Raw genomic sequence first — 23,249 nt, forward strand, 5'->3', positions numbered from 1 at the left:
AAGAGCATTTGTTAGCTAACGAATGCTCTTTTTATTTTAAGTCCTATCGAATCATACAGTTGAAACTAAATTTTTATAATTACAGTTTTATAAGACTTTAAACCATATTAAAATTTTTAACTTTATAAGTTAACATAAGTACTTAAGTTATTAAATGAGAAGTATATTTTTCACAGTATTTTGTTTTTTGACGGTATTGAGTTTCCAAGCTCAATCTCAAATACTACCTTCTAGAAATTGTGCTGCTCAAACAATCCATAATCAAAAGCTTTTATCCAATCCGACCTATAAGAATCGGTTTTTAACTATTCAGAAACAAACTGAGGAGTTTTTATTATCAAGAAGATTTTCAAGAACTACTCAAAATAATACTTACAGAGAGATACCAGTTTATGTTCATGTTATATATGATCAAGATTCATTAGATCAAAATATAAGTAATGAACAAATTGCTTCGCAAATTGCAGTAATAAATGAAGATTTTAGAGCTTTAAACAGCGATACAGTGAATGTTCCAGCCGAATTCAAAAATTTAGTAACGGATTATCGTTTAACATTCAGATTAGAAGGAATTAGCCGAAAGGCTTCTACAGTTACCGCTTGGAATACCAATGATGAAATGAAAAGTTCATCTTCAGGTGGTGTTGATGCGATTACGCCAGAAACACACCTCAACATTTGGGTGGTTCCCTTAGTGGGTGATATACTAGGCTACGCTCAATTTCCAGGTGGGGACTATGCTACAGATGGAATTGTGGTGAGCCCTTACTATTTCGGAAGTTCTGATTATGATAACAATAATGATTTTTATTTAGGAGCGCCTTTTGACAAGGGTAGAACTACCACCCATGAAATCGGTCATTATTTAAATTTATTTCATATCTGGGGTGATGGTGGTTGTTCTGTGGATGATGAAGTAGAGGACACTCCAATAGCAGGAAGTTCAAATGTTGGATGCCCATCCTATCCTTCCAAATCTTGCAGTGAAAATACGACAAGCACTAGTGATATGTTCATGAATTATATGGATTACGTGGATGATGATTGCATGAATATGTTTACAGAAGGACAAAAGTTACGCTCTCAGGCTTTATTCGAAACGGGTGGTTTCAGAGAAAATTTAGGTCAGGTTTATGAAGATTGTACTTTAGCACCTCCATTAGAAATATCTTTAGTTAATAGAACTGAAACTTCTTTGAATATAAGTTGGGACACTAATCCTGAGGCTTCAAGTTATGAGGTTTGGTATAATGGATTTACGGTAACAACTGAGTTAAATTCTATAGAATTAGTAGACTTAATCGCTGGACAAAATTATGAGATAAGAATTGCTTCAATATGTTCTGACGGGGCAAAGGGAGAATATTCTGATGTATTCAATTTTAATACATTAGGCTGTTATGTTGGTCCATTACAATTTGTTTTAAATACGGATGATTTTGGAAGTGAAACTACTTGGGAATTATCGCTAAATGGTGAAATTGTTCAAAAAGATTCAATCACCTATAATGATAATACTGAATATATAGAGTCTTTTGATTTTGGAGATGGAAATTATGAGTTTACAATCTATGATTCCCAAGATGATGGTATTTGTTGCCAGTTTGGGACAGGTTCATTTACCTTAACAGACTCAAATGGAGCAGAAATTTTAACTGGTTCCGATTTTGGCAGTAGTCTATCAGCTTCTTTTTGTGTTGAGCAAAGTCCACAAATAGATTGCGATAATGCTTCAGTAGCTTCTTTTGGGATTAATACTTTAGCAAGTTCTCCTGCTATTTATGAATTTACAGCACCTGAAGAAAGAGAATATATCATCAGCTCAGTTGGCTATACCACAGTAAATACAGACTTAAAATTATATAGGGATTGCAATTCGATTATTGCAGAGAATGATGATTTTGGAGGATTACAATCTGAATTAAGAATTACTTTGAGTCAAAATCAAACCATATATATAGTATGGGATGATACTTACAGTACTTCAGGTTTTGAATGGGAAATTTCAAATGGTAGAGACACTCAAACCATAAATTTCCCAGATTTGGAATCCAAAAAAGTGAATGATCTAGATTTTGCATTGAATGCTACTGCTAGCAGTGGACTGGAAATTAGCTATACCTCAAGTAATCATGCTGTAGCAACTATACAAGGTGATATTGTAACTATTACTGGAGCAGGACAAACTACTCTTAGTGCGAGTCAAGCAGGTAATGATAGTTTTCTTGCTGCTCCCGTAGTAAATAAAATTTTAACAGTTAATAAATTATCCCAGACAATTACTATTAATACTATTCCTGATAAGTTAACAACTGATGCTGATTTTGTAGTTATAGCTTCAACAACAAGTGAATTGCCTTTGAGATACGAAATATCTGGCCCCGCCAGTATTCGAGATTCAATTGTTGCTTTAAGTGGAATTCCCGGTGATGTAACTGTTAGAGTAACTCAAGATGGTAATGATGAATATAAGGCGAATACTGCCACAATTAGCTTCCAAGTGATAAAAGACCCTTGTGAAGATTTCACATTTGAAAATATAATTGTAGAAAATATTAGCTGCTATAATGCAAATGATGGTTCAATTGAAGTAAATCTAATAGAGGGAATAAAGCCCTATCGGTATATATTAAATTCTGGAACAGCAGTAGAAACAAATTTATTTGAAGGTTTAAAAGCCGGAGAATATATTATTACAGCTCTGGATGCTCAAGATTGTTCAATTTCTGACACGGTTATTATACAGAATCCCGAACCTTTACAATTATCTGCTAAGATAATTGAGACTGAAGGTTTCTTGGATAATGGTTCCATTGAATTAAGTGTTGCTGGGGGCACTGGAGAATATAATATTGAGTGGAGTAATGGAGCTACAACGGCTTTAAATGATAATATTCCTGTTGGTACTTATTCAGTTATAGTAACAGATGAGAATGCTTGTAGCATTGAAGGGACTTATGAGGTTAGGAGTTTAACAGTGCTTAAAGAGGTGAAAGATACTGAATACTTAGTTTATCCAAATCCTGTTTTTCAAAACCTAAAAATTTTCCATACTGGTAATTCTAATCAAATCTATCTTTATGATTTAAATGGAAAACTGATATTGGAAGCTCCAATTCAAAATAAAATCACGACTATTAATGTTCAACATCTGAGATCTGGATTATACTTTATTCGATTAGAAGGGAATAATGAGATCAAAAGGTTTGTGAAGGAATAGCTATTTTGATCCTTTAGGATGGTTTATCAATTGAAAATATTTCTCTTTTAATAGTTGAGGAGGATAACCTTTTAAAAACATTCTGAATATTTTGAGATTGGCTGTATTGACTTTCCAATAGCTATTGAATTCATATTTTCTTGCAGAGACTAATACAGATTTTGGTATAATTCCAAATCGGTAATTTTTCCATAATCGCTTTATGAGCTCAAAATCCTCCATTAAAATATATTCTTCATTGAAGCCTCTATTTTCATTAAAAATTGATTTTTTGATGAATAGTGTTTGATCACCACCTCTACACCATAAGAATTTGAAACGGGTAAAAAATGAATTAACGGCTAAAAGTGGACTTTTAGAATCAAATTTAAAGCGATAACATCCAAAATCATTTCCTGAATGTACTGACTGTTGGATATCTTGTACAAAACTTTTGGGAGGTTTTGCATCGGCATGTACAAAATATAAAATATCACCTTTTGCAATTTTAGCTCCTTCATTCATTTGATGTGCTCTAGAAGCTTTTTTTGTGCTGATTGTTATTACTCCCAATTTTGAAGCAATTTCAGCAGTATGGTCTTCGCTTTTAGCATCACTTACGATTATTTCTATATCACTATGCCCACTATTGGCTTTCAAATGCTGAATTAGGGTACTTATGTTTTCGGCCTCATTTAGTGTCGGTATAATGACAGATATTTTATTATTCTGTGTATGGGACATCTATAAAGATTATAATTGCGTAGTTGATTGAAACATCTACGAATTAACAATAATGAAAAGATTTAGCCTCCTAATAATTATCATTTCTTTAACAATTTTTAGTTTTCCTTCTAACGGTCAGAATAAAATTGATAATGAACCAAATGAATTTGTCAAACTTAGTATGAAATTGATTTCTGCTGTTAAAAACAAAGAGGATTACCAAAAATACGTAGATGAATATAAAGCATTACCTCTTTCTGAATTAGCTCAATCATTAGATACTGATGAAAAAACCAAAGCATTTTGGATCAATACGTATAATGCCTATGTACAAATTCTACTTTCTGAGGATCCCTCATTGTTTGAAGATAGAGGTTCGTTCTTTAAATCAGATTTAATCAATGTAGGAGGAGAAATGTTAAGCTTTGATTTTATAGAACATGGAATCATTAGAGGATCAAAGGTAAAATTATCAATGGGTTTTTTGAAAGATCCTTTTGCAAGTAAACTAGAAAAAGAATTTAGAGTTGACGAGACTGATGGTAGAATCCATTTTGCTTTAAACTGCGGTGCTACTTCTTGTCCTTATGTAGCGGTTTATAGTGCTCATGATTTAGAAAATGAATTAGATCAAATTGCCAAACAATTTCTTCAAAGAACAATTCGATATGATGAAAATGAAGAAGAAGTTTATGTCACTACTTTATTCAGTTGGTTTAAAGGAGATTTCTCTGAGCAGGGCGGAGTTATTGGATACTTGAAGAAGTATGATTGTATTCCCGAAGATGCTAGTCCTGGTGTTAATTATAAGGATTATGACTGGACTCTCGATCTAGGAAATTTTACTGAACTAAAATGAAAAAATAAAGCCTGCCAATTTAAATTAGCAGGCTTTTTGCTAAAAAGCTTCATTAAAGGCAATGTAAAAGCCACTACTTTCTTTTCCTACTGCATAATCAAGTCTAACATTTATATGTTTGGTTTTATCAAAAACGAATCTTAAACCCGCTCCACCCGCATAATTCCATCTACCCATGCCATAATCTCCCCAATTGGCTGCGGTTTGACCAGCTGATCCAAAAACCGCTAAACCAAATCTCCAAAATAGCTCTTGTCTAATTTCTAATTGTCCTAATAGTAGGTTTTTGTCTTGAAAATACCCCTGAAAATAGCCACGCATTTTCTTATTTCCTCCGAGTTGGGCCAATCTGTTGAAAGGGACATCTCCAAAGTTGTTGACCACAAATGCATTGCTGGCTAAAACCGTTTTATCTGTGATCGATTTATAATAGGCGTAATCTAGCGATACTGTTCCATAATTATGTGTACTCCCTGTCACGCTATGGTTAAACTCAGTATAACTCTCTAGATAATGTCCTTCTCTAGGATAATAAACTCCATCTCGGGTATCATAAATTAAAGCAGGTCCAATACCACTTGTTCTATTATAAAGACCACCTGAGTAATCCTCTTGCTGAAAACTTCCCGTATTATCCCATTCAATTATATCGTAATTTTCAAACCAATATCGACCACCGATGAATAAATTAGGGATTGTTTGTTTTAGCAGAAATATTCTCGCCCTTGGGAATATGGCTCTATATGTAGAGAACTGATCAGGTTGTCCATTATTCCCTATGCCATAAAAAGGATAAGCATAATTATAGAAGCCAAGCTCCCCTATACTTCTCCATTTATTCTGATCCCAATAGATTTGAAATGGAAGAAAAATTAGCGTTTGGTTTTTGGTAGTATATCCTGCAGCCAATTGAATTTGACTAGCTATAATTGGCTTTTTTCGCTCGGTGAAGAAATTATATAAGATGCTAGCTCCATAAAATAAGCCGGATTCAGGAGTGTAATAAACTACAGGTAATGGAAATAAAGAGTTTTTATCAGTCTCATAAATAGTGGAGTCTAATTCAACTATATTTTCATCGAACTGGTCCTGCGCTATTACATTTTCACTTAAAATAGGAATTGTTGAAAGGGTAATTAAAAATGAATAAAATAAGTTTTTTGAGGATTCTTTCATGAATTTTCGATTCACTAAAATTAAAGTTTTGTATAACAGTAAGTAAAAGAGTATTTTGTATGGAATTTTTTCAAATGATCCGAAATATATAAAGAAAATACTGAAGCATAATAGTAGCATTCATTCTAATATTGTAGATGAAAAATATATTCCTAATCCTTTTTATAAGTATAATTCCTTTTTTAGGATACACACAGGAATCTGAGATTGATAGCTTATACAACCTAGCTCAAAACTCCAATGATAGTGTTAAGGCTAATATCTATTTGGATATAGCAGTAGCCTATCGTACAATTGATCCAAAAAAAGCACTCGAATTTGCAAATGATGCATTAGGTTTTGCTAACAAAAGCAATTTCTATTACATCAAAGCGGAGTCTCTTAATATCTTAGGTGCTATTTATAATGTGCTGGGAGAATACGATAGAGCAGTGTCTTTATTGCAAGAGTCGTTACGGAATTATGAATTACTGGGGTATTCTAAAGGAGTGGCAAATTCTTCCAACAGTTTGGGAGTATTATATTTTAATCATCATGATTATGAAAATGCCAAAAAGTATTACCAAAAGGCTTTAAGTTTAGTTGATTCTGCCGAATATCCTGTAGCAGTTGGTGTTTACAAACTAAATATTGGAGAAGTTTATCAGGCCACCCAAGAAAATAATAATGCTTTAAAGTTAGAAAGGAAGGCCTACGAAATTTTTGAAGCGCTCGAAGATGTTAATGGCATGGCTTACGCTTTAGGGGTACAGGCAAAAGTTTATTTAAATGAAGGTAAAGAAGCCAAAGCAATTCAAAACACAAAAAAAACGCTAGATCTTTTAATTGAAAGTCAGGATTTTTTAGGAGCCGTTGAATACTTAAATTTTCTGGTAGGGATATACATCAGAACCGGAAATTTAGCTGCTGCTGAAGAGAATGTAAATTCTGCTTTAGACTTATCACGCCAAATTAATTCTTTAAAATGGAAGATTGAGTCTTTTGAGAATTTGTCCGAAATCTTGTATAAAAAAGGTCAATATAGAAAAGCTTTTCAATACAAAGACTCTGCCGATATAAGTAAAAGTAAATTGCTTGATGAAGAGAAACAAAAACAAATTTCAAACCTTAGAATTATTTATGAAACAGAGCAGAAAGAGAAAGAGAATGAAATTTTAAGAATTGATAAAGAGTTAAAGCAGAAAACGATTTACCAACAAAGAGTTCTGAATATTGTAATTGTAAGTGTTTTGGTAATTATAATAGTTTTTGCAATTCTTACGTTCAGAGCTAAAAACCAAAAGCAGAAAGCTAATATCCAGCTTAAATTACAAAACGAAGAAATTCTTCAGCAAAGGGAGGAAATCGAAACACAAGCGGAAAGACTCAAAGCCATTAATACTGATGTCATTCATAAAAATCAGTTAATTCAGGAGAAAAATCAAAATATTACCGATAGCATGAATTATGCTAAAAGTATCCAAACGGCTCTTCTTCCTTTTCACACTCGAATATCAGCAGAATTAGAAGATTTCTTTATTTACTATCAGCCAAAAGATATTGTGAGTGGTGATTTTTATTGGTTTAATGAAACCGAAAATAAGGTTTTTGTTGTTGTTGCCGATTGCACGGGTCATGGAATTCCCGGTGCGTTTATGAGTTTTATTGGTCATGATCTCCTTAACCACATAATTAATTTTAAAAATGTTAATAATCCTGCAGAAATATTAAAGCAGCTAAAATTGAGTGTGGCGCATCTCCTAAGGCAAAAGCAAACAGGCAATAGGGATGGGATGGATATTTCTATATGCGTTTGGGATAAAAAAGAACAAAAAGTACAGTTTTCCGGTGCTAATCATGAATTGATTTATATTCAGAATAAGCAATTACATCAGCTAAAAGGAAATAAAACCACCATCGGGCTTGATCATGATAAAAAAGTTAAGGATTTCGATGTTCATGAAATAAAGATTACTAATGATACTTGCTTTTATCTCTTCTCAGATGGTTATGTAGATCAATTTGGAGGTCTAAATAACAAAAAATATATGATTAAGAATTTCCGAGAATTATTGTTAAGGATTCATATGAAGAAGATGAATACACAAAAGGAAATTATTAAGGAAACCTTTGATCAGTGGAAAAAAGATCAAGAACAAGTTGATGATATTTTGGTGTGGGGATTTAGGATTTTTAACTAAATCTCATCAATACTTTTCTTAAATGTTACTTTCTTGTGTTTTAGTTAGATATTTCAAGAATGTAAAACTCTATTTTTCAGTTATTTAAAAGCAAATTTAGTTTTTTCTATGCTTAACTGAATCATCCTATTATTTTTGCAGCATGACAGAGCAAATTATTATTCTAGATTTTGGTTCACAATACACTCAACTAATAGCAAGAAGAGTACGTGAACTTAACGTTTATTGTGAAATCCATCCTTTCTATGACGCACCAGAATTAACCCCTGATGTAAAGGGAGTCATTTTATCAGGTAGCCCTTGTTCAGTAAGGGATGAGGATTGCCCAAAGATTGATCTTTCAAAATATCGTGGAAAAGTTCCGCTTTTAGGAGTTTGCTATGGAGCGCAATATTTAGCCCAAAATAATGGAGGAGAGGTTTTGCCTTCAGAAATAAGAGAATACGGTAGAGCAAAACTTACTAGTTTTGATGAAAATAATGATTTGCTGAAAAACCTAACCAAAGGATCGCAGGTTTGGATGTCACATGGCGATACTATAAAAACATTACCTAGTGGGTTTACAATTATTGCAAGCACTCCCTCTGTAGAAGTTGCCGCATTTAAACTAGATGATGAACCTACCTATGGCATTCAATTCCACCCAGAAGTAACGCACACTTTAGAAGGTAAGCAGCTGTTAGAAAATTTCTTAGTAAAGATCTGTGGCTGTGCCCAAGATTGGACCTCAGAAGCTTTTGCTGATAGCATGATTGCGGAATTAAAAGAACAATTAGGTGATGATAAAGTAGTATTAGGGTTGTCAGGTGGTGTTGATTCATCAGTTGCAGCAATGCTTATCCATCATGCAATTGGTAAAAACTTATATTGCATTTTTGTAGATAATGGTCTATTGAGGAAGAATGAGTTTGAAGAGGTTTTAGAATCCTACAAACACATGGGACTTAATGTAAAAGGGGTTGATGCAAAAGACCAATTTTATAAAGCTTTAGCAGGGGTTTCTGATCCTGAAGGAAAACGAAAAGCAATTGGTAAAACATTTATAGAAGTATTCGATCAAGAAGCTCATGCTATTAAGGATGTGAAATGGTTGGCGCAAGGAACAATATATCCTGATATTATTGAATCAGTATCCGTAAAAGGACCTTCTGCAACTATTAAATCACATCACAATGTGGGCGGTCTTCCAGAAAAAATGAATTTAAAGGTGGTAGAACCACTGAAAACACTATTCAAAGATGGTGTTCGTTCAGTAGGAAAAGCATTAGAAATCGATCAAAAAATATTAGGTCGTCACCCATTTCCAGGTCCAGGCTTGGCAATTCGTATTTTGGGAGATGTTACACCTGAAAAAGTCCATATTATCCAAGAAGTAGATGCGATATTTATAGGAATGATGAAAGAAAGAGGACTTTATGATGATGTTTGGCAAGCAGGATCAATTTTACTTCCAATCCAATCTGTAGGAGTAATGGGAGATGAAAGAACTTATGAAAGAGTAGTGGCATTGCGAGCTGTAGCGAGTGTAGATGGTATGACTGCAGACTGGGTTCATCTGCCTTATGAATTCTTAAGTGATGTATCGAATGAAATTATAAATAAAGTAAAAGGTGTTAATAGAGTTGTTTATGATATTAGTTCTAAGCCCCCAGCTACAATTGAGTGGGAATAATTAATTTTAAACTTATTAATGCTTTCTATCAGGATAATAAAGAGATCATGCGATTAAAACCAATTATTATATTTGGAGTGATAATGTTTTGTGCCTTTCAGCTAAATGCACAAGTAAATTATCAATCAGAATACTTGTCTGGAAAGAATTATTTCAAACAGGCTAACTATCAAAGAGCTCAAAATCATTTTGTAAATCTGTTAGATCTTAACGAGAATAATCCATTTTATCTTTATGCTTCCTATTTCTATGCAATTTCAGCTTATGAAACAGGCAATAAAGAAAGAGCCATGGAAGTGTTAGGAAGAATAAGAACTACACATCCTGAATGGGATAAAATTGATGAGGCTAATATTTGGTATGGCAAAATGTTATTGCAAGAAGGTGATCTTCTCAAAGGACTTAATGTTTTAAACAGTATCGAAAATAGGGACTTAGATACCGTTGCTCAGAAGATCAAGCGTTACACTTTGGTTAACTATGATAGCATTCCTCAACTCCAGAAAGCTTTAGAATTAAACCCTTATGATAAGATTCTGGCTGAGCATTTAGCCATGAAAATTAATCAACAACCCATAGTAGATAGACAGGTTGAGTTAATGGAATTCTTGATTGATTCATTCAATTTAAATAGAGCAAGCTTCGATTTTGTTGATAAAAGTGTTTCTGAAAAGAAAGACCAATACAGAATTGCGGTTTTATTACCTTTTTTAACTGATAATCTTACTACTACTAAGGGAAACAAAGGAAATCAGTTTGTATTGGATATTTATCAAGGCATTGAAATAGCTGCGAATGAATTGAATGCAAATGGAAAGAAGATTGAGCTTCTTGCTTATGATACCAAAAGAGATAGTTTAACCACGTCAGAGATCATTGAAAGTGGTGAGTTGTTACAAATGGATATGATTATTGGACCTTTATATCCTATTCCAGCAGGAATGATAAGAGCCTATTCTTATGAGCATAAAATAAATATGGTTAATCCATTATCTACCAATTCTGAGACAATTGCCACGAATCCTTATTCCTTTTTGACTAAGGCGACTCCTGAAACACGAGCTAAAATGGCAGCTAGGTTTGCTATAAATAATATGGAGTCTAAAAATGCTACTATCTTATATGGAAGCAAATCACAAGATTCTATTTTTGCTTATACATACAAAAGAGAATTAGAAAAGGATTCCTTTAATATTACTTGGATGGCCGCATCTCGCTCTGCAGTTTCTAGTACTGAAATATTACGTTCTTTAACTGAGGTATTTGATCCTGACACTACCTATACTGATGGTAAAGTTTATGTTAGTAATACAGTTAAAGTGAGAGTAAGTGAAGAGGATTCTTTAATAATGTCACGAGATACCATAGGTCATATCATGCTAGCTTCTTCGGATAATTTATTAGTATCTAATGTTTTGAGTGCGATTGATACAAGAAGAGATAGTATTCCTTTAATTGGATATGATGAATGGATGGAATTTAATCAAATTTCATTTGATCAATTACAAAGAATGGGCGTAATAATGATTGGTCAGAATTATTTCGATTTTACGTCTGCAGAAGTAGTAGATTTTAAAGATTCCTATAAAGAAAGTTATAACAAATTGCCTTCACAGTATAGTTATGATGGATATGAAACCATGAGATTTTTTGGAGCTAAATTAATTCAATATGGTAATTATTTCCAGTATGGTCTTTATGAAGAAGGGTTTCAGGAAGGCTATTTATACTTTGGGTTTGATTATACAAATGCGAATGATAATCAAGTAGTACCAATTATGAAAATGGAGGATTTAAAATTGAAGATGCTCAATTATGAGCAAGAAGAGGAAGAGAATCCTTCTGTTTTCAAAGAATAATTTTCAAATACAAAAAGCAAACTATTTATGTTGGATAAGTCCAAAAGCAAATCTTTATTTACTAAGGCGCAAAATTTTATTCCAGGTGGTGTGAACTCACCTGTTAGGGCATTTAAAGCAGTTGGGGGTGATCCTATCTTCATAAAAAGTGCTAAAGGTGCTTATATGTATGATGAAGATGGAAATAAATACATTGATTTAATCAATTCTTGGGGGCCTATGATTTTAGGTCATGGAAATGGAGCTATTGAAGCAGCAGTAGCGGATGCTTTAAAAAGATCACTTTCATTTGGTGCTCCTACAGCAAAAGAAATAGAGATTGCTGAATTAATAACCCATATGGTGCCATCCATTGAAAAAGTTAGGATGGTAAACTCGGGTACTGAAGCTACTATGTCAGCAGTTCGATTAGCTAGAGGTTATACGGGCAGAGAAAAAATATTGAAATTTGAAGGCTGTTACCATGGCCATGGTGATAGCTTCTTAATTGCAGCAGGAAGTGGAGCAGCAACCATGGGTACTCCTAATTCTCCAGGGGTAACACAAGGAACCGCAAAAGATACTTTAACAGCTCCATTTAATGATTTAGATGCAGTAAAAAATATTGTAGAACAAAATAAAGATCAGATTGCGGCTTTAATAGTTGAGCCAGTCGCTGGTAATATGGGCTGTGTTCTTCCAAAGGAAGGTTATTTACAAGGCTTAAGGGAAATCTGTGACCAAAATGGAATCGTATTAATTTTTGATGAAGTAATGACTGGTTTCAGATTATCCAAAGCAGGCGCTCAGGGAATCTTCAACATAAAACCAGATATTACCACCTTAGGTAAAATTATTGGTGGAGGTATGCCTGTAGGTGCTTATGGAGGTAAAAAAGAAATCATGGATTTTGTATCTCCGCAAGGCCCAGTTTATCAGGCAGGTACTTTGTCTGGGAATCCTATTGCAATGGCGGCAGGCTACGCTATACTAAGCTATTTGAATGATCATGACGAAGTATATGAGCAAATTGGAGCTTCTGGTCAATATTTAGCTAAAGAATTAGCCAAAGTAAATACAGCTTTAGGTAAGGATTATACGATCAATCAATTAGGATCTATGATTAGCATATTCTTTACAAACGAGCAAGTTCATGATTTTGAAGGGGCGAAAAAATGCGATACCGAGATGTTTGGAAAATATTTTCAAGGTATGTTAAATGAAGGGGTTTATTTACCACCTGCTCAATTTGAATCATGGTTTTTATCTACTTCATTATCAGCTGAAGATCTTGATCATATTGTTAAATCACACGAAAAAGTGCTTAAAAATTTAGTGGGATAAGGCTATTATTATAAATAATTGCTATTTTTCCATAATTTATCGAGGTTTTGCCTCAATTAGGAACTACATTTATTGTAGTCCTAATTAATTATTATATTTACAGCTGTAAAAAATAGAATTATAGTGAAGCTAGTTAGACTTATTCTTGTCATCTTAATATCTTATACTTTTGTATTCACTGCGGATGCACAGTTTAGAAGAAGATCTGATAATAAGACCGTTACATATGAAGAAATGTATAACGATCCTTATGATATAAATAAACTATTTATTGGGATTACACCAGCATATGGTGATATACATGTAACCAACATAACATCAGGTTTTGGCTTAGATGCTACTTATTATCTTAAGGATAAGATGCATTTTAAAGCACATGCTAGAACTCCTTATTTTATTGGAAGTGATTTTGCAAGAAACTCTGCTCAGAAAAATGGATTTGATCCTCAATCAAGGGCCAGAACGTATTTCTTCGCTGAAGCAAGTGCCTCTTATCATATCTGGGATAAAGAGCAGGAATCTGAAAGTTTAATACCTTTATATTCTAAGAATTATCAAGGTGCAGAATGGGCAGCAAAAGTTCCTAAAAGAGCTCCAATACCTAATAAAAGAAGAGAGATTTTATTCGCTAGATTAGGTGGTGTATATTATGAAACTACTTCTGAATTAAGTAGAGCTATCGGTTCTCAAGGAGTGGTAGTAAATCCTGTTGGAGAAACTGAACAATCGGACAACTCGATTACGGGTGAAGATAGTGGAGCAGTATTCGGTAATGTTTTAGGTGCTGGTGTTTCAGTTGGAGGTGGTTTTACGTGGATCAAAAACTTTGCTGCGAAACCAGATAAAACCTATGAAGAGTTAGTGGATGATCATGTGTTTTCTACCTTCTTAGATTTATTCATTTTCCCAATGGTAACAGTTGAAAACTTCTTTCACCAACCAGCAGGAGCAACTCAGTTCTTTGAATATGATGCTTCTACAATCAATACTTTCATGTTTGGTGGTCGATTAGGTATTGATGGCCATTTCAACAGAACGTTAGGATGGGGTTATGGTGCTGAAATTGGGTTGAGACCAGGTTTACAAAAAAGAGGTTTTTATGGAATGCTTAAAATAACTTTCCCAATGTACGGTACAAAACTTGATTATAACGTAGAAGCATTCGGGAGATAAAATATTATTATTCTATAAATATAAAAGAGACCGCAGTTATTCACTGCGGTCTCTTTTTTTGTATTAGGTATATCCCAATAAAATAATATTTATTTTATTCTAGTTGATTGTAATTGCTAATTTAAATTCAAACATAAATTGGTAATCTAAATCATAATGGTTGAATAAGATTTAAACACACTATTCATATTCTGAGCAGCAGTTTTTACATTCATAAATGTAAATTTTACAAATCTCCCTTCCACTATAGGACTGATGATTATTGCCCTAGTTCTTTCAGTATAGATTCTCCTCTCAGTCTATTAAGTTCCCGAAATATTATACCTAGCATTTCTATTTTCTGAGGGTTTGATTTTATGGAAGTATAAATGGTTGTGATGTTGAGGTTTTTTGCAAAACTTTATCAATTAATGTTAAGCAATTAAAGGAGGAGCGATGGCACAATATGATTTTGATGCTAAAAATATTATTCTTTACGCTATTTATTCGGTTGTATTTTCAATTTTAGTTCAAGGCTTAACGATAAAGATATTTGTACATCAATCTAAAATTAAAATAATAAGGAGAGTAAATTATATTAGTATTCTACTTTAATTTGATGTTTCATTAATAAGCCAGCTAAATCATTATTTGAAAATTTGGCAGCTCTGATTTTATTGATCTCTGGATCAATATTAAAGTTTTCTGCATTTCTGAAATCCACTTTTTGTAAATCGCAATTTTCAAATACTGCTCCTGATAAATCAGAGTGGTTAAAATTAGATTCTTTTAAATTACATTCTGTAAAATCAACTTCAATAAGTTTACAGTTTACAAAATTGGTTTTATTTAATTGCATACCATAGAATACAGATTGATCTAAAATACAGGTTTTGAAATTGATTGAAAGACCAAAATCGTTGCATTGATCAAAATGAGCTCCTAATATTTTACAATTAGTAAATTCAATTGATTGTAATGAAGTGTTATGAATTTTTACTGAGGATAGATTGCATGCATCAAATTGACAATCAATAAACTTAAAATTTCTTAAATCATAATTTTGAAAGTTACAGTTTTTAAATGTACAATTATCATATTCAGCCAATTTGAAATTGACTTCACTTGCTTCAATATTTTCAAATAATTCATCAGAAATAAATTCTTCCATCATTTATAGTTTACTCCTTTAAAATCAATGTATAAGCCCTATTAAGTATTTCAGCTGACATTTTAGCAATAAATAGGTAACATTTGTTACGCCTTTCGGAATGTTCTACGTTTAATTTTGTAACATCATATTAGGAAAAGAACGGACTTTTAAATTAAAGAATTAAATTAATTAGAATTAAACTAAAAAAAGTATTTTATGAACAATATTTTAGAATGGATTAGTCAACCATGGCCATGGTACGTTGCAGGCCCACTCATTGCTCTTGTAATGTTTTCAATGCTATTTTTCGGGAAATCATTCGGGCTATCTGCAAATTTAAGAACTATGTGCTCAATTTTAGGAGCAGGTAAATCATGTGAGTTTTTTGATTTTGATTGGAAAACCCAAACATGGAACTTGGTATTTGCTCTTGGTTTAGTATTAGGAGGTTTAATCTCGCACTTATATTTAGGATATGAGCCTGCGGCCAATATTTCTGAAACTACTATTACAGAATTACAAGCATTAGGAATCAATAATCCTGGTGAGACTTTAGTACCAACAGAAATTTTTAATTGGGAAAATTTACTTTCAGTTCAAGGATTCATCTTTATGGTAGTAGGTGGATTTCTAGTAGGTTTTGGTACCAGATACGCAGGAGGATGTACTTCAGGTCATGCAATATCTGGACTAAGTGATCTTCAGCCTGCTTCATTAGTGGCTGTTATCGGTTTCTTTATTGGAGGTTTAATCATGACCTACTTTATCTTACCCTACTTACTTGTAATGTAAATTTTATCAAAATTAAACTGAAACGAAGAAATGAAATTTTTAAGATATTTATTAATAGGCGCAATTTTTGGGATTACACTGGCAAAAGCTGAAGTAATCTCTTGGTTTAGAATTTATGAAATGTTTAAATTTCAATCATTTCATATGTATGGAGTGATTGGGTCAGCTGTAGTAGTGGGTATAATTGTAATTCAATTGATTAAAAGAAACAACTTAAAATCGATTGACGGTGAACCAATTAATATTCCACCTAAAGCATTTAGCTGGGCAAGATATTTAATTGGAGGTACAATCTTTGGTTTAGGTTGGGCTATGACTGGTGCTTGTCCAGGACCAATGTTCATTTTGGTAGGTAATGGTGTTGGCGTTATTTTGGTAGTAATCCTATCAGCTGTATTAGGAACTTTTGTTTATGGAAAGCTTAAAGATAAGCTTCCTCACTAAGAGTATAGATATAACTTAGCCATATTAAATAGACTTAGTATAATGGACTTTTTGAAATTAATCAGGATGACAGCAGCAGTAATGTTTGGAATCCTGGCAGTTGTAATAACTCTTTTCATGGCGGTTGTATTTATGGACGAGGCTCCTGACTGGATTGGGGTCTCGTCTTCTAAAGCAGATAAAGAATGGCACCTTCCATCTCTTGACAAGGATTTGCCAGAAGGTAAAAGAGGTGATTTAGTTAAATTCGGATATCTTCTTACAACCGAATCACCGAAATGGATGGGGCCTCAGGTGATCAATAAGGATGAAAGACTTTATTCAGGTAACAATTTAACCTGCCAAAACTGTCATTTGGAAGCAGGAACTAAGCCAGGAGCAGCATCTTGGGTAGGAGTTACTAACAGATTTCCACAGTTTAGAGGCAGAGAAAACAAAATTGGTACTATTGAAGAACGAATTAACGGTTGTATGCAAAGAAGTATGAATGGTAAAGCACTACCTGAAGATTCTGAGCAGATGCAGGCATTAGTTGCCTATATGGAATGGTTGAGTGAAGGAGTTCCTGAAGATACTGCAAAATGGTTTAAAGGGTTTACTTCAGTAAAAATACCAGAATTTAAAGCAGATACTATAGTAGGAAAACAAGTCTATGTAAATGAATGTCAGGTTTGTCATGGAGAAGATGGACAAGGAACTCGATTAGATGATGCTAGAAAAGGATATCAATATCCGCCATTATGGGGGGGAGATAGTTTTAATCATGGTGCTGGTATGCATAGAGTTTTGACTGCAGCCCAATTTATCAAAGCGAATATGCCGCATTTAATAGCTACAAAAGCTAATCCTAAGTTAACGGATGAGGAAGCTTTTCATGTAGCAGCTTATATCAATAGCTTTGAAAGACCTCAAAAAGATAATCCGGAAAATGATTTCCCTGATTTAAAATTAAAACCAGTTTCAACTGCTTACGGACCCTGGGATGATCCATTCCCAGCAGAGCAGCACAAATATGGTCCATTTAAACCAATTGTTCAGTATTACGATAGCGTTTATCAAATCAAGAAAACGAAGTAAATGAGAATTACTGTCTTAGTATTGATAGCTCTATTTCCCTTTTCTTTATTTGCTCAGGACAATAATAATCAGGAGGAAGTAAAGAAAGGGGACTTTAGTGGTCAATGGAGAAATTATTATTTACATACATTTAATGAAGGGGATCTTCAAAACTGGTATGGATTAGCTACAGGCCTTAAGTTGTCATATAAATATAATTTTAATGATAATTGGCAAGTAGGCGGTGCTCTATATAGCAGTATAAATACTGGATTAAGCAATGTAGAAGTTTTAGATCTTACAACTGGTAGAGGTAGCAGGTATGTTTCAGGTCTTTTTAATAGTCAGGATTTATCGCAAAAAGTTATTGCCTTTCCAGGAGAGTTATATCTTCAATATAAGCAAGATAACCATCAAATTAAGATTGGTAGACAAGGTTTTAAATCCCCCTTCTTAAATGGTCAAGATGGCCGGATGATACCTACTTTATTTGAGGGCGCTTTTTATAAATATGAGGAAAAAGATAAAGTTAAGTTCCAATTAGGCGCAATTAATAGAATTGCACCAAGAAGTTACGATGGCTTCGAAAATATTGGAGAAAGTATCGGGATTTATCCTGTAGGCAGAGATGTGAATGGTCAGGCAAGCCAATATAGAGGAAATACAGAATCTGATTATATAGGAGTTTTGAATTTCGAATACAATTTGAACAATTTAAATGTTGTAGTTTGGGATTATTATGCTGATAATCTTTTTAATATGGTTTATGTTAAACCGTCTTATACCTTTTCAGATTCAAACTTTCAATTTTCAGCGGAATGGTTGCTTCAAAATCGAGTGGGGAATGGGGGGAATGAAACCTACGAATATAGATATGTTCAGGATGAATTAGCTCAACTTTTTGGAATTCAATTATCAAGAACAGTAAAAAATGGTAAATTAAGCCTATCCTATAATTATATAACTGATCAGGGACGTTATTTATTTCCAAGAGAATGGGGGAGAGAGTTTCTTTTTAGCTTTCAGAAAAGAGAGCGAAGCGAGGGTTTTGGAGATAATCAGGCAGTAGTATTTAACTACCTACATCATTATACGAGAGATGTTCATGATTTTAAATCCGCAATTAGTGTTGGGCATCATTGGACTCCTGATGTAACAATGGCTGAATTAAGTAAATATGCCTTACCGAATTACATGCACATTAATCTAGATTTATTCTATGAGAATGATAATTTAAAGGGTTTTAAGCCAGAAATTTTATTAACGAGTAAAATATTAACTAAAGATATTCCTGAAAATCCTGCATTAGTAATCAATAAGGTTAATCTGTTCATGATTAATGCAATAATCAACTACAATTTTTAGGGTTTTTTCCACAGGTTTTATTAATTGATTTGTCTTTCTGCTTTTAGATATTTTATGTAACTTAAGTCACTCCAAAAGTCGAAATAATTGCTTTTTTTTATAGTGAAAGTTGAAGGAGATATCAGCTTTTATACGAACGAAAACTAAAAAATTTGGAATCATGGCAAAGCATAAAATCCTAATAATCGGAGGAGGAACTGCAGGCATTACGGTAGCCGCACAACTCAAAAGAAAGGATAAAAAACTTGATATTGCTATCATCGAACCGTCTGATAAACATTATTATCAGCCCGCATGGACTCTTGTTGGTGCTGGTACTTTTGATTATCAAAAGACTATCCGAAAAGAGGCTGACTACATTCCTAAAGGTGTGGAATGGATTAAAGATAAAGCTACTAACATTCTTCCTGAAAAGAATACGGTAACCACAGAGAAGTCTGGGGATGTAGAATACGAATATTTAATTGTAGCACCTGGATTGGTGATGGCTCCTGAATTATTACCAGGCTTACCTGAAGCTATGGAAAAAGGAGTCGTATGTAGTAACTACACTGATCCTGAGCATACTTGGAAGAAAATGCAAGAATTTAAGGGAGGGAATATGGTTTTTACTCAGCCCACTACTCCTATTAAATGTGGGGGTGCTCCTCAAAAAATCATGTATTTGGCAGAACATTATTTAAGAAAGCATGGATTGAGAGATAAATCTAATGTCATCTTTGCAACACCAGGTACTGTTATTTTTGGAACTAAGGAATTTGCGAGAACATTAAATAAAATTATTGCAGAACGTGATATTATATTTAAACCCTACTATGCACCAGTAAGAATAGATGCAGATGCTAAGAAAATCTATTTTAAGTATACTCATAATATTGAGGGAGGATGCGTAGTTGAGGAGAATAATCCTATTAATGAAAGTCTAGTATCTGAAACAGAGATAGAAATGCCTTTTGATTTCCTTCATTTAGCTCCACCTCAAGCGGCTCCTAAATTTATTCAGGATAGTCAGGTTTCAATACAAGAAGGTGCTAATAAAGGCTGGGTAGATGTTGATGAGCATAGTTTACAACATAAGCGATTTGCAAATATTTTTGCACTAGGTGATGTTGCGGCTTTGCCAACTGCTAAAACAGGCGCTGCGGTGCGTAAACAAGCCCCAGTATTGGTTGAAAACCTTTTAGAAATGATGAAGAATCATAAAATTGGTTTAGCTAGTTATGAGGGATATTCTTCTTGTCCATTAGTTACAGGTTATGGTAAAATGGTATTGGCTGAATTTAAGTATGGAAATGAAAGAGATAGTGATCCATTTTTATCAAAATTTGTCGATACTACCAAAGAGCAGTGGAGTATGTGGATATTGAAAAAATATGGTTTACCTTTTATGTATTGGAACTTAATGTTGAGAGGTAAAGCTTAATATTTTTAGTTTTTATTCTGTAATTTTTATTCAAAGGAAAACCGCATCTGGTATTGATGCGGTTTTTTTATTAATCATAATAATGATTTATGATATCTAATTATTTTTTTCTTACTGGAAAACATAATTAGTACTTGGTACGGTAGAAAATGAATAAGTACCTAATGCATCACTATATGCTCTTCCGTCAAGTTTTGGTGCAATAGGTGAATTCTCTGCTAAATATTCTTCAACTACCTCATGAATCGTGTATTCTTTTGTATCCACATCCGTTACTCCGTCCATTCTACATAATCTATCAAGAGGATCGCCAGGGCGTAAACAAGCTGAAATTGAATAATACTGGTCATCTTGCATAGGTTGACCTTTAACTGTTATACTCTCAATTCGATTTCCTTTTTCATTTTCTACATTGAATTTCACTTCCATGCCCGAAAAACGAACTAACCAGCCTCCGAATCGATCACTAGGCTCTTTAGCAAATGCATTATGCATCTCTTGTTCTAACCATTCTTTGATTTGCTTTCCTGTTGCCTTACCTGTTTTAACAGGTTCATTTACAGGTAGAATATTCCAAAGGTTTGCTCTTGTGATAGGGGCAGGCTTGCCATTTTCAGGGACAATCGGATTGCCAAATCTGAAGCCATTTGAAATCGCTATATCAACTCCTGTTTTCCAACGAGCAGCATCCGTGATCATATTATCCATTGGATTTTCAACTGTTAGGTATCTGTAAACTGGAGTACTAGTATATCCAATTACAGTTTCAAGGTTTTCTTTGTATGGAGCCTTGTTTTTGTCTACTAGTGCTTGGATTTCTTCATCAGCAGCATAAACTTCTGGATCAACATCTAGCAATTCATAATCATCCCCAACTAATTCGCCCTCTACAAAATGCAATGTTAATTTACCCACAAATGAACCAAATGCACCAGGTTCAGTAACCTTTGCATATTTACCTTGTATTGGTTCTCTAACTCGTTCGTGAGTGTCATTACCTAATACATAATCCACATGCTCGGAAATTGGATTGCTAGCCAATTCTAATTGTTTAAACACACCTAAGTGCGTAACTAAGAACAGAACATCTATATTTTCTTTCTCTTTAGTTTCATCTACCATTTTCTTCAAATCAGCATTTAAGCCACTAAAAGCAATTCCTTCACTAAATATGGGGTTTTGTCTGATTGGAACGGCAGGATCATTTATTCCTATAAATCCAATTCGTACTCCCTCAATTTCTTTTACAGTATAAGCTGGGAATAAGTTTTCTTTGGTTTCCTCATGATACATATTCTGTGCAATCACATCAGTATTATAGCTATTCATCACATTCATCATGATTTCCTTACCATAAACCACTTCCCAGTTGCCAGGAATGATTACATCATATCCCATTTTACTAATGATGTCAGACATTACCTGACCTTCAGATAAAGCAGCATAACCGCTACCTTGAATCAGATCTCCACCATCTACTATTAAGGTACGATTTGGATTTTTTGCTTTTTCTTTCTCAAATAAGGTTTTGATATTAGCTACTCCACCACGCGTTTTGAATTTTATTTCTTCATTTTCCCAGAATAATTCTGGATGTGGATCAAGCTGGCCGTGTATATCGGCAGTTTGTAAAATGGTTATACTTAAAGTATCGGACTTCGCTGTACTATTTTCTTTATTGCCTGATTTATTATCGCAAGCAAATGTTAATGCCATAATTCCGATTAAGAATAATGACTTACTTAATTTATTAATTATCGTTTCCATATTCATATACTTATAGAGTTATACTTTTGTATCCTTTTTTCTGAAGTTGAAAATTGTAAAGAATACCATTTTCAACCGTTTCTATTTCTTGAGGGATTTTGGTTTTATCTACTTTGAATTTGTTGAGAGAAAATCCGCATGCTATAATTTTTACGCCTGCATTATCCGCTTTTTTAATAAACTTATTGATTTTATCAGAATCAGTAATATCTCCAATTTCCTTCCCGCAGATTATAATTTTAAATTCCCCAAAGTTTTCTCCATCTTCTGCTTTGAGAGCTTCAGCAGTAAGAAGTATCGGTTGGAGTTGTGGTATTTTTTTGGTTATCACCACATAGTTGATTTTATCTTCATTTCCTGAATGTTGAGCATTTAAATTGTGGGCTCCAAAAAGTATAGTTAAAATAAGTAAGGAGCTAAATATGTAATTTTTCATGTTTATTGTATTTTGGTTCATTCTATTAAGAATTTAACCGGTAATAGTTTGATTTTAAATAGACAGATTTCCCTATTTAATTTTATAAATAATTGAGTGAGCATCACGCATTTTTCCGTTAAGCAGAAATACATCCGATATAAGATGTAATTTGATTAGTTTTCAGTGTAAATCTGAATTTGATTTTATGCAATAAACTTACATCAAATTCAAAACTGAGAAATGAGCAATACTTAGAATAAAAATTGTTAGAAAAGCCGTGGTGGAGGAGAGTCTTGATCTAAATAGAGGTAAAGTAGTCTTGAAATAATGAATTTATTAAAAGACTTAACATGTTTAAAAACATAAAATTTTAAGGTAGAGAATTCGAATTTAAATTCAGTATTACAAAAACTTAATATAATAATTGATTGAGAGTTCTGAGTCTCATTTTGATCAATTTGAATAGGTTTGTGAGAAGATTTTATGTTGTTAACCTTTTTACAGTAAGGATTGTAAAAAGAAATGATACTAGGGTCAAGCAAATTATTAAGCCCTTTGGCGTCTACCGCCAATGACTTTCCTACAAAAATGTAGATTAATAAAATTGCTATCTTAACCTTGTAACTCATGTGCAAAATATAAATTGCACAATAATATAATATTTATTTGTATCATTTGTAACATA

18 protein-coding genes are annotated in these 23,249 nt (G+C 33.3%); 12 read left to right on the top strand and 6 right to left on the bottom strand.

Going from position 1 to position 23,249, the window contains the following annotated elements; all coding sequences use genetic code 11:
- Positions 1 to 154: 154 nt before the first annotated feature.
- A complete protein-coding gene (locus QYS47_RS05570) occupies positions 155 to 3,220 on the top strand; it encodes a T9SS type A sorting domain-containing protein (RefSeq protein WP_322347988.1) in 3,066 nt (1,021 codons plus the stop codon).
- On the opposite strand, the gene QYS47_RS05575 is transcribed toward QYS47_RS05570, so the two are convergent.
- Complete coding sequence (locus tag QYS47_RS05575; RefSeq protein WP_322347989.1) at positions 3,221 to 3,943, bottom strand: TIGR04283 family arsenosugar biosynthesis glycosyltransferase; 723 nt, start codon at positions 3,941 to 3,943, stop codon at positions 3,221 to 3,223.
- 52 nt (positions 3,944 to 3,995) lie between these two features.
- On the opposite strand from QYS47_RS05575, the gene QYS47_RS05580 reads away from it, so the two are divergent.
- On the top strand, positions 3,996 to 4,784 hold the full coding sequence (locus QYS47_RS05580) for a DUF547 domain-containing protein (RefSeq protein WP_322347990.1): 789 nt from the start codon (positions 3,996 to 3,998) through the stop codon (positions 4,782 to 4,784).
- Positions 4,785 to 4,823: 39 nt separating this feature from the next.
- On the opposite strand, the gene QYS47_RS05585 is transcribed toward QYS47_RS05580, so the two are convergent.
- Positions 4,824 to 5,960, bottom strand: coding sequence for a BamA/TamA family outer membrane protein (locus QYS47_RS05585; protein WP_322347991.1), 1,137 nt, complete (start codon positions 5,958 to 5,960; stop codon positions 4,824 to 4,826).
- A 137-nt stretch (positions 5,961 to 6,097) separates the two neighbouring features.
- On the opposite strand from QYS47_RS05585, the gene QYS47_RS05590 reads away from it, so the two are divergent.
- The 5 genes from QYS47_RS05590 to QYS47_RS05610 all read left to right on the top strand — a co-directional run bounded on the left by QYS47_RS05590 (position 6,098) and on the right by QYS47_RS05610 (position 14,167).
- Complete coding sequence (locus QYS47_RS05590; protein ID WP_322347992.1) at positions 6,098 to 8,140, top strand: tetratricopeptide repeat protein; 2,043 nt, start codon at positions 6,098 to 6,100, stop codon at positions 8,138 to 8,140.
- Positions 8,141 to 8,282: 142 nt separating this feature from the next.
- Positions 8,283 to 9,812, top strand: a complete 1,530-nt coding sequence (guaA, locus tag QYS47_RS05595; RefSeq protein WP_322347993.1) for a glutamine-hydrolyzing GMP synthase — start codon at positions 8,283 to 8,285, stop codon at positions 9,810 to 9,812.
- Entirely contained in the window at positions 9,803 to 11,671 is a 1,869-nt protein-coding gene (locus QYS47_RS05600; protein ID WP_322347994.1) for an ABC transporter substrate-binding protein, read from the top strand. Before guaA ends, QYS47_RS05600 begins: the two co-directional genes overlap by 10 nt.
- Positions 11,672 to 11,698: 27 nt before the next feature.
- A complete protein-coding gene (gene hemL, locus QYS47_RS05605; RefSeq protein ID WP_407660358.1) occupies positions 11,699 to 12,994 on the top strand; it encodes a glutamate-1-semialdehyde 2,1-aminomutase in 1,296 nt (431 codons plus the stop codon).
- Positions 12,995 to 13,117: 123 nt separating this feature from the next.
- Complete coding sequence (locus QYS47_RS05610) at positions 13,118 to 14,167, top strand: hypothetical protein (RefSeq protein WP_308357415.1); 1,050 nt, start codon at positions 13,118 to 13,120, stop codon at positions 14,165 to 14,167.
- A 577-nt stretch (positions 14,168 to 14,744) separates the two neighbouring features.
- Here QYS47_RS05610 and QYS47_RS05615 read toward each other — a convergent pair.
- Positions 14,745 to 15,320 (bottom strand): pentapeptide repeat-containing protein, encoded by a 576-nt coding sequence (locus QYS47_RS05615; protein WP_322347995.1) that lies wholly within the window; start codon positions 15,318 to 15,320, stop codon positions 14,745 to 14,747.
- Positions 15,321 to 15,515: 195 nt separating this feature from the next.
- Between QYS47_RS05615 and QYS47_RS05620 the strand changes: the two genes are divergently transcribed.
- The 5 genes from QYS47_RS05620 to QYS47_RS05640 all read left to right on the top strand — a co-directional run bounded on the left by QYS47_RS05620 (position 15,516) and on the right by QYS47_RS05640 (position 20,379).
- The gene (locus tag QYS47_RS05620; RefSeq protein ID WP_308357414.1) at positions 15,516 to 16,091 is read left to right on the top strand and encodes a YeeE/YedE family protein; all 576 of its coding nucleotides are present in this window, start codon (positions 15,516 to 15,518) and stop codon (positions 16,089 to 16,091) included.
- A 30-nt stretch (positions 16,092 to 16,121) separates the two neighbouring features.
- Positions 16,122 to 16,535 (top strand): DUF6691 family protein, encoded by a 414-nt coding sequence (locus QYS47_RS05625; protein WP_308357413.1) that lies wholly within the window; start codon positions 16,122 to 16,124, stop codon positions 16,533 to 16,535.
- Positions 16,536 to 16,601: 66 nt separating this feature from the next.
- Positions 16,602 to 17,612, top strand: coding sequence for a c-type cytochrome (locus QYS47_RS05630; RefSeq protein ID WP_308357412.1), 1,011 nt, complete (start codon positions 16,602 to 16,604; stop codon positions 17,610 to 17,612).
- A complete protein-coding gene (locus tag QYS47_RS05635) occupies positions 17,613 to 18,956 on the top strand; it encodes an OprD family outer membrane porin (protein ID WP_322347996.1) in 1,344 nt (447 codons plus the stop codon).
- A 160-nt stretch (positions 18,957 to 19,116) separates the two neighbouring features.
- Positions 19,117 to 20,379 carry an NAD(P)/FAD-dependent oxidoreductase gene (locus QYS47_RS05640; protein ID WP_302104154.1) on the top strand — a complete coding sequence of 421 codons (1,263 nt, stop codon included), beginning with the start codon at positions 19,117 to 19,119 and terminating at the stop codon, positions 20,377 to 20,379.
- A gap of 111 nt (positions 20,380 to 20,490) precedes the next feature.
- Here QYS47_RS05640 and QYS47_RS05645 read toward each other — a convergent pair whose 3' ends face one another.
- The 3 genes from QYS47_RS05645 to QYS47_RS05655 form a co-directional block, all read right to left on the bottom strand.
- Positions 20,491 to 22,146, bottom strand: a complete 1,656-nt coding sequence (locus QYS47_RS05645) for a bifunctional metallophosphatase/5'-nucleotidase (RefSeq protein WP_322347997.1) — start codon at positions 22,144 to 22,146, stop codon at positions 20,491 to 20,493.
- 10 nt (positions 22,147 to 22,156) lie between these two features.
- Entirely contained in the window at positions 22,157 to 22,582 is a 426-nt protein-coding gene (locus QYS47_RS05650; protein WP_308357409.1) for a DsrE family protein, read from the bottom strand.
- Between the two features lie 248 nt (positions 22,583 to 22,830).
- Positions 22,831 to 23,193: a hypothetical protein gene (locus tag QYS47_RS05655; RefSeq protein WP_322347998.1), complete on the bottom strand. Its 363-nt coding sequence runs from the start codon at positions 23,191 to 23,193 to the stop codon at positions 22,831 to 22,833.
- Between the last annotated feature and the right edge of the window lie 56 nt (positions 23,194 to 23,249).

The sequence above is a fragment of the Marivirga arenosa genome, from assembly GCF_030503875.2.
Classification (GTDB): Bacteria; Bacteroidota; Bacteroidia; order Cytophagales; family Cyclobacteriaceae; genus Marivirga; species Marivirga arenosa.

Bases quoted from the DNA above. Each gene is read 5' to 3' on its own strand.
- QYS47_RS05570 (WP_322347988.1), top strand. From the start codon at position 155: ATGAGAAGTATATTTTTCACAGTATTTTGTTTTTTGACGGTATTGAGT.
- QYS47_RS05575 (WP_322347989.1), bottom strand. From the start codon at position 3,943: ATGTCCCATACACAGAATAATAAAATATCTGTCATTATACCGACACTA.
- QYS47_RS05580 (WP_322347990.1), top strand. From the start codon at position 3,996: ATGAAAAGATTTAGCCTCCTAATAATTATCATTTCTTTAACAATTTTT.
- QYS47_RS05585 (WP_322347991.1), bottom strand. From the start codon at position 5,960: ATGAAAGAATCCTCAAAAAACTTATTTTATTCATTTTTAATTACCCTT.
- QYS47_RS05590 (WP_322347992.1), top strand. From the start codon at position 6,098: ATGAAAAATATATTCCTAATCCTTTTTATAAGTATAATTCCTTTTTTA.
- guaA (WP_322347993.1), top strand. From the start codon at position 8,283: ATGACAGAGCAAATTATTATTCTAGATTTTGGTTCACAATACACTCAA.
- hemL (WP_407660358.1), top strand. From the start codon at position 11,699: ATGTTGGATAAGTCCAAAAGCAAATCTTTATTTACTAAGGCGCAAAAT.
- QYS47_RS05615 (WP_322347995.1), bottom strand. From the start codon at position 15,320: ATGATGGAAGAATTTATTTCTGATGAATTATTTGAAAATATTGAAGCA.
- QYS47_RS05620 (WP_308357414.1), top strand. From the start codon at position 15,516: ATGAACAATATTTTAGAATGGATTAGTCAACCATGGCCATGGTACGTT.
- QYS47_RS05625 (WP_308357413.1), top strand. From the start codon at position 16,122: ATGAAATTTTTAAGATATTTATTAATAGGCGCAATTTTTGGGATTACA.
- QYS47_RS05630 (WP_308357412.1), top strand. From the start codon at position 16,602: ATGACAGCAGCAGTAATGTTTGGAATCCTGGCAGTTGTAATAACTCTT.
- QYS47_RS05635 (WP_322347996.1), top strand. From the start codon at position 17,613: ATGAGAATTACTGTCTTAGTATTGATAGCTCTATTTCCCTTTTCTTTA.
- QYS47_RS05640 (WP_302104154.1), top strand. From the start codon at position 19,117: ATGGCAAAGCATAAAATCCTAATAATCGGAGGAGGAACTGCAGGCATT.
- QYS47_RS05645 (WP_322347997.1), bottom strand. From the start codon at position 22,146: ATGGAAACGATAATTAATAAATTAAGTAAGTCATTATTCTTAATCGGA.
- QYS47_RS05650 (WP_308357409.1), bottom strand. From the start codon at position 22,582: ATGAAAAATTACATATTTAGCTCCTTACTTATTTTAACTATACTTTTT.
- QYS47_RS05655 (WP_322347998.1), bottom strand. From the start codon at position 23,193: ATGAGTTACAAGGTTAAGATAGCAATTTTATTAATCTACATTTTTGTA.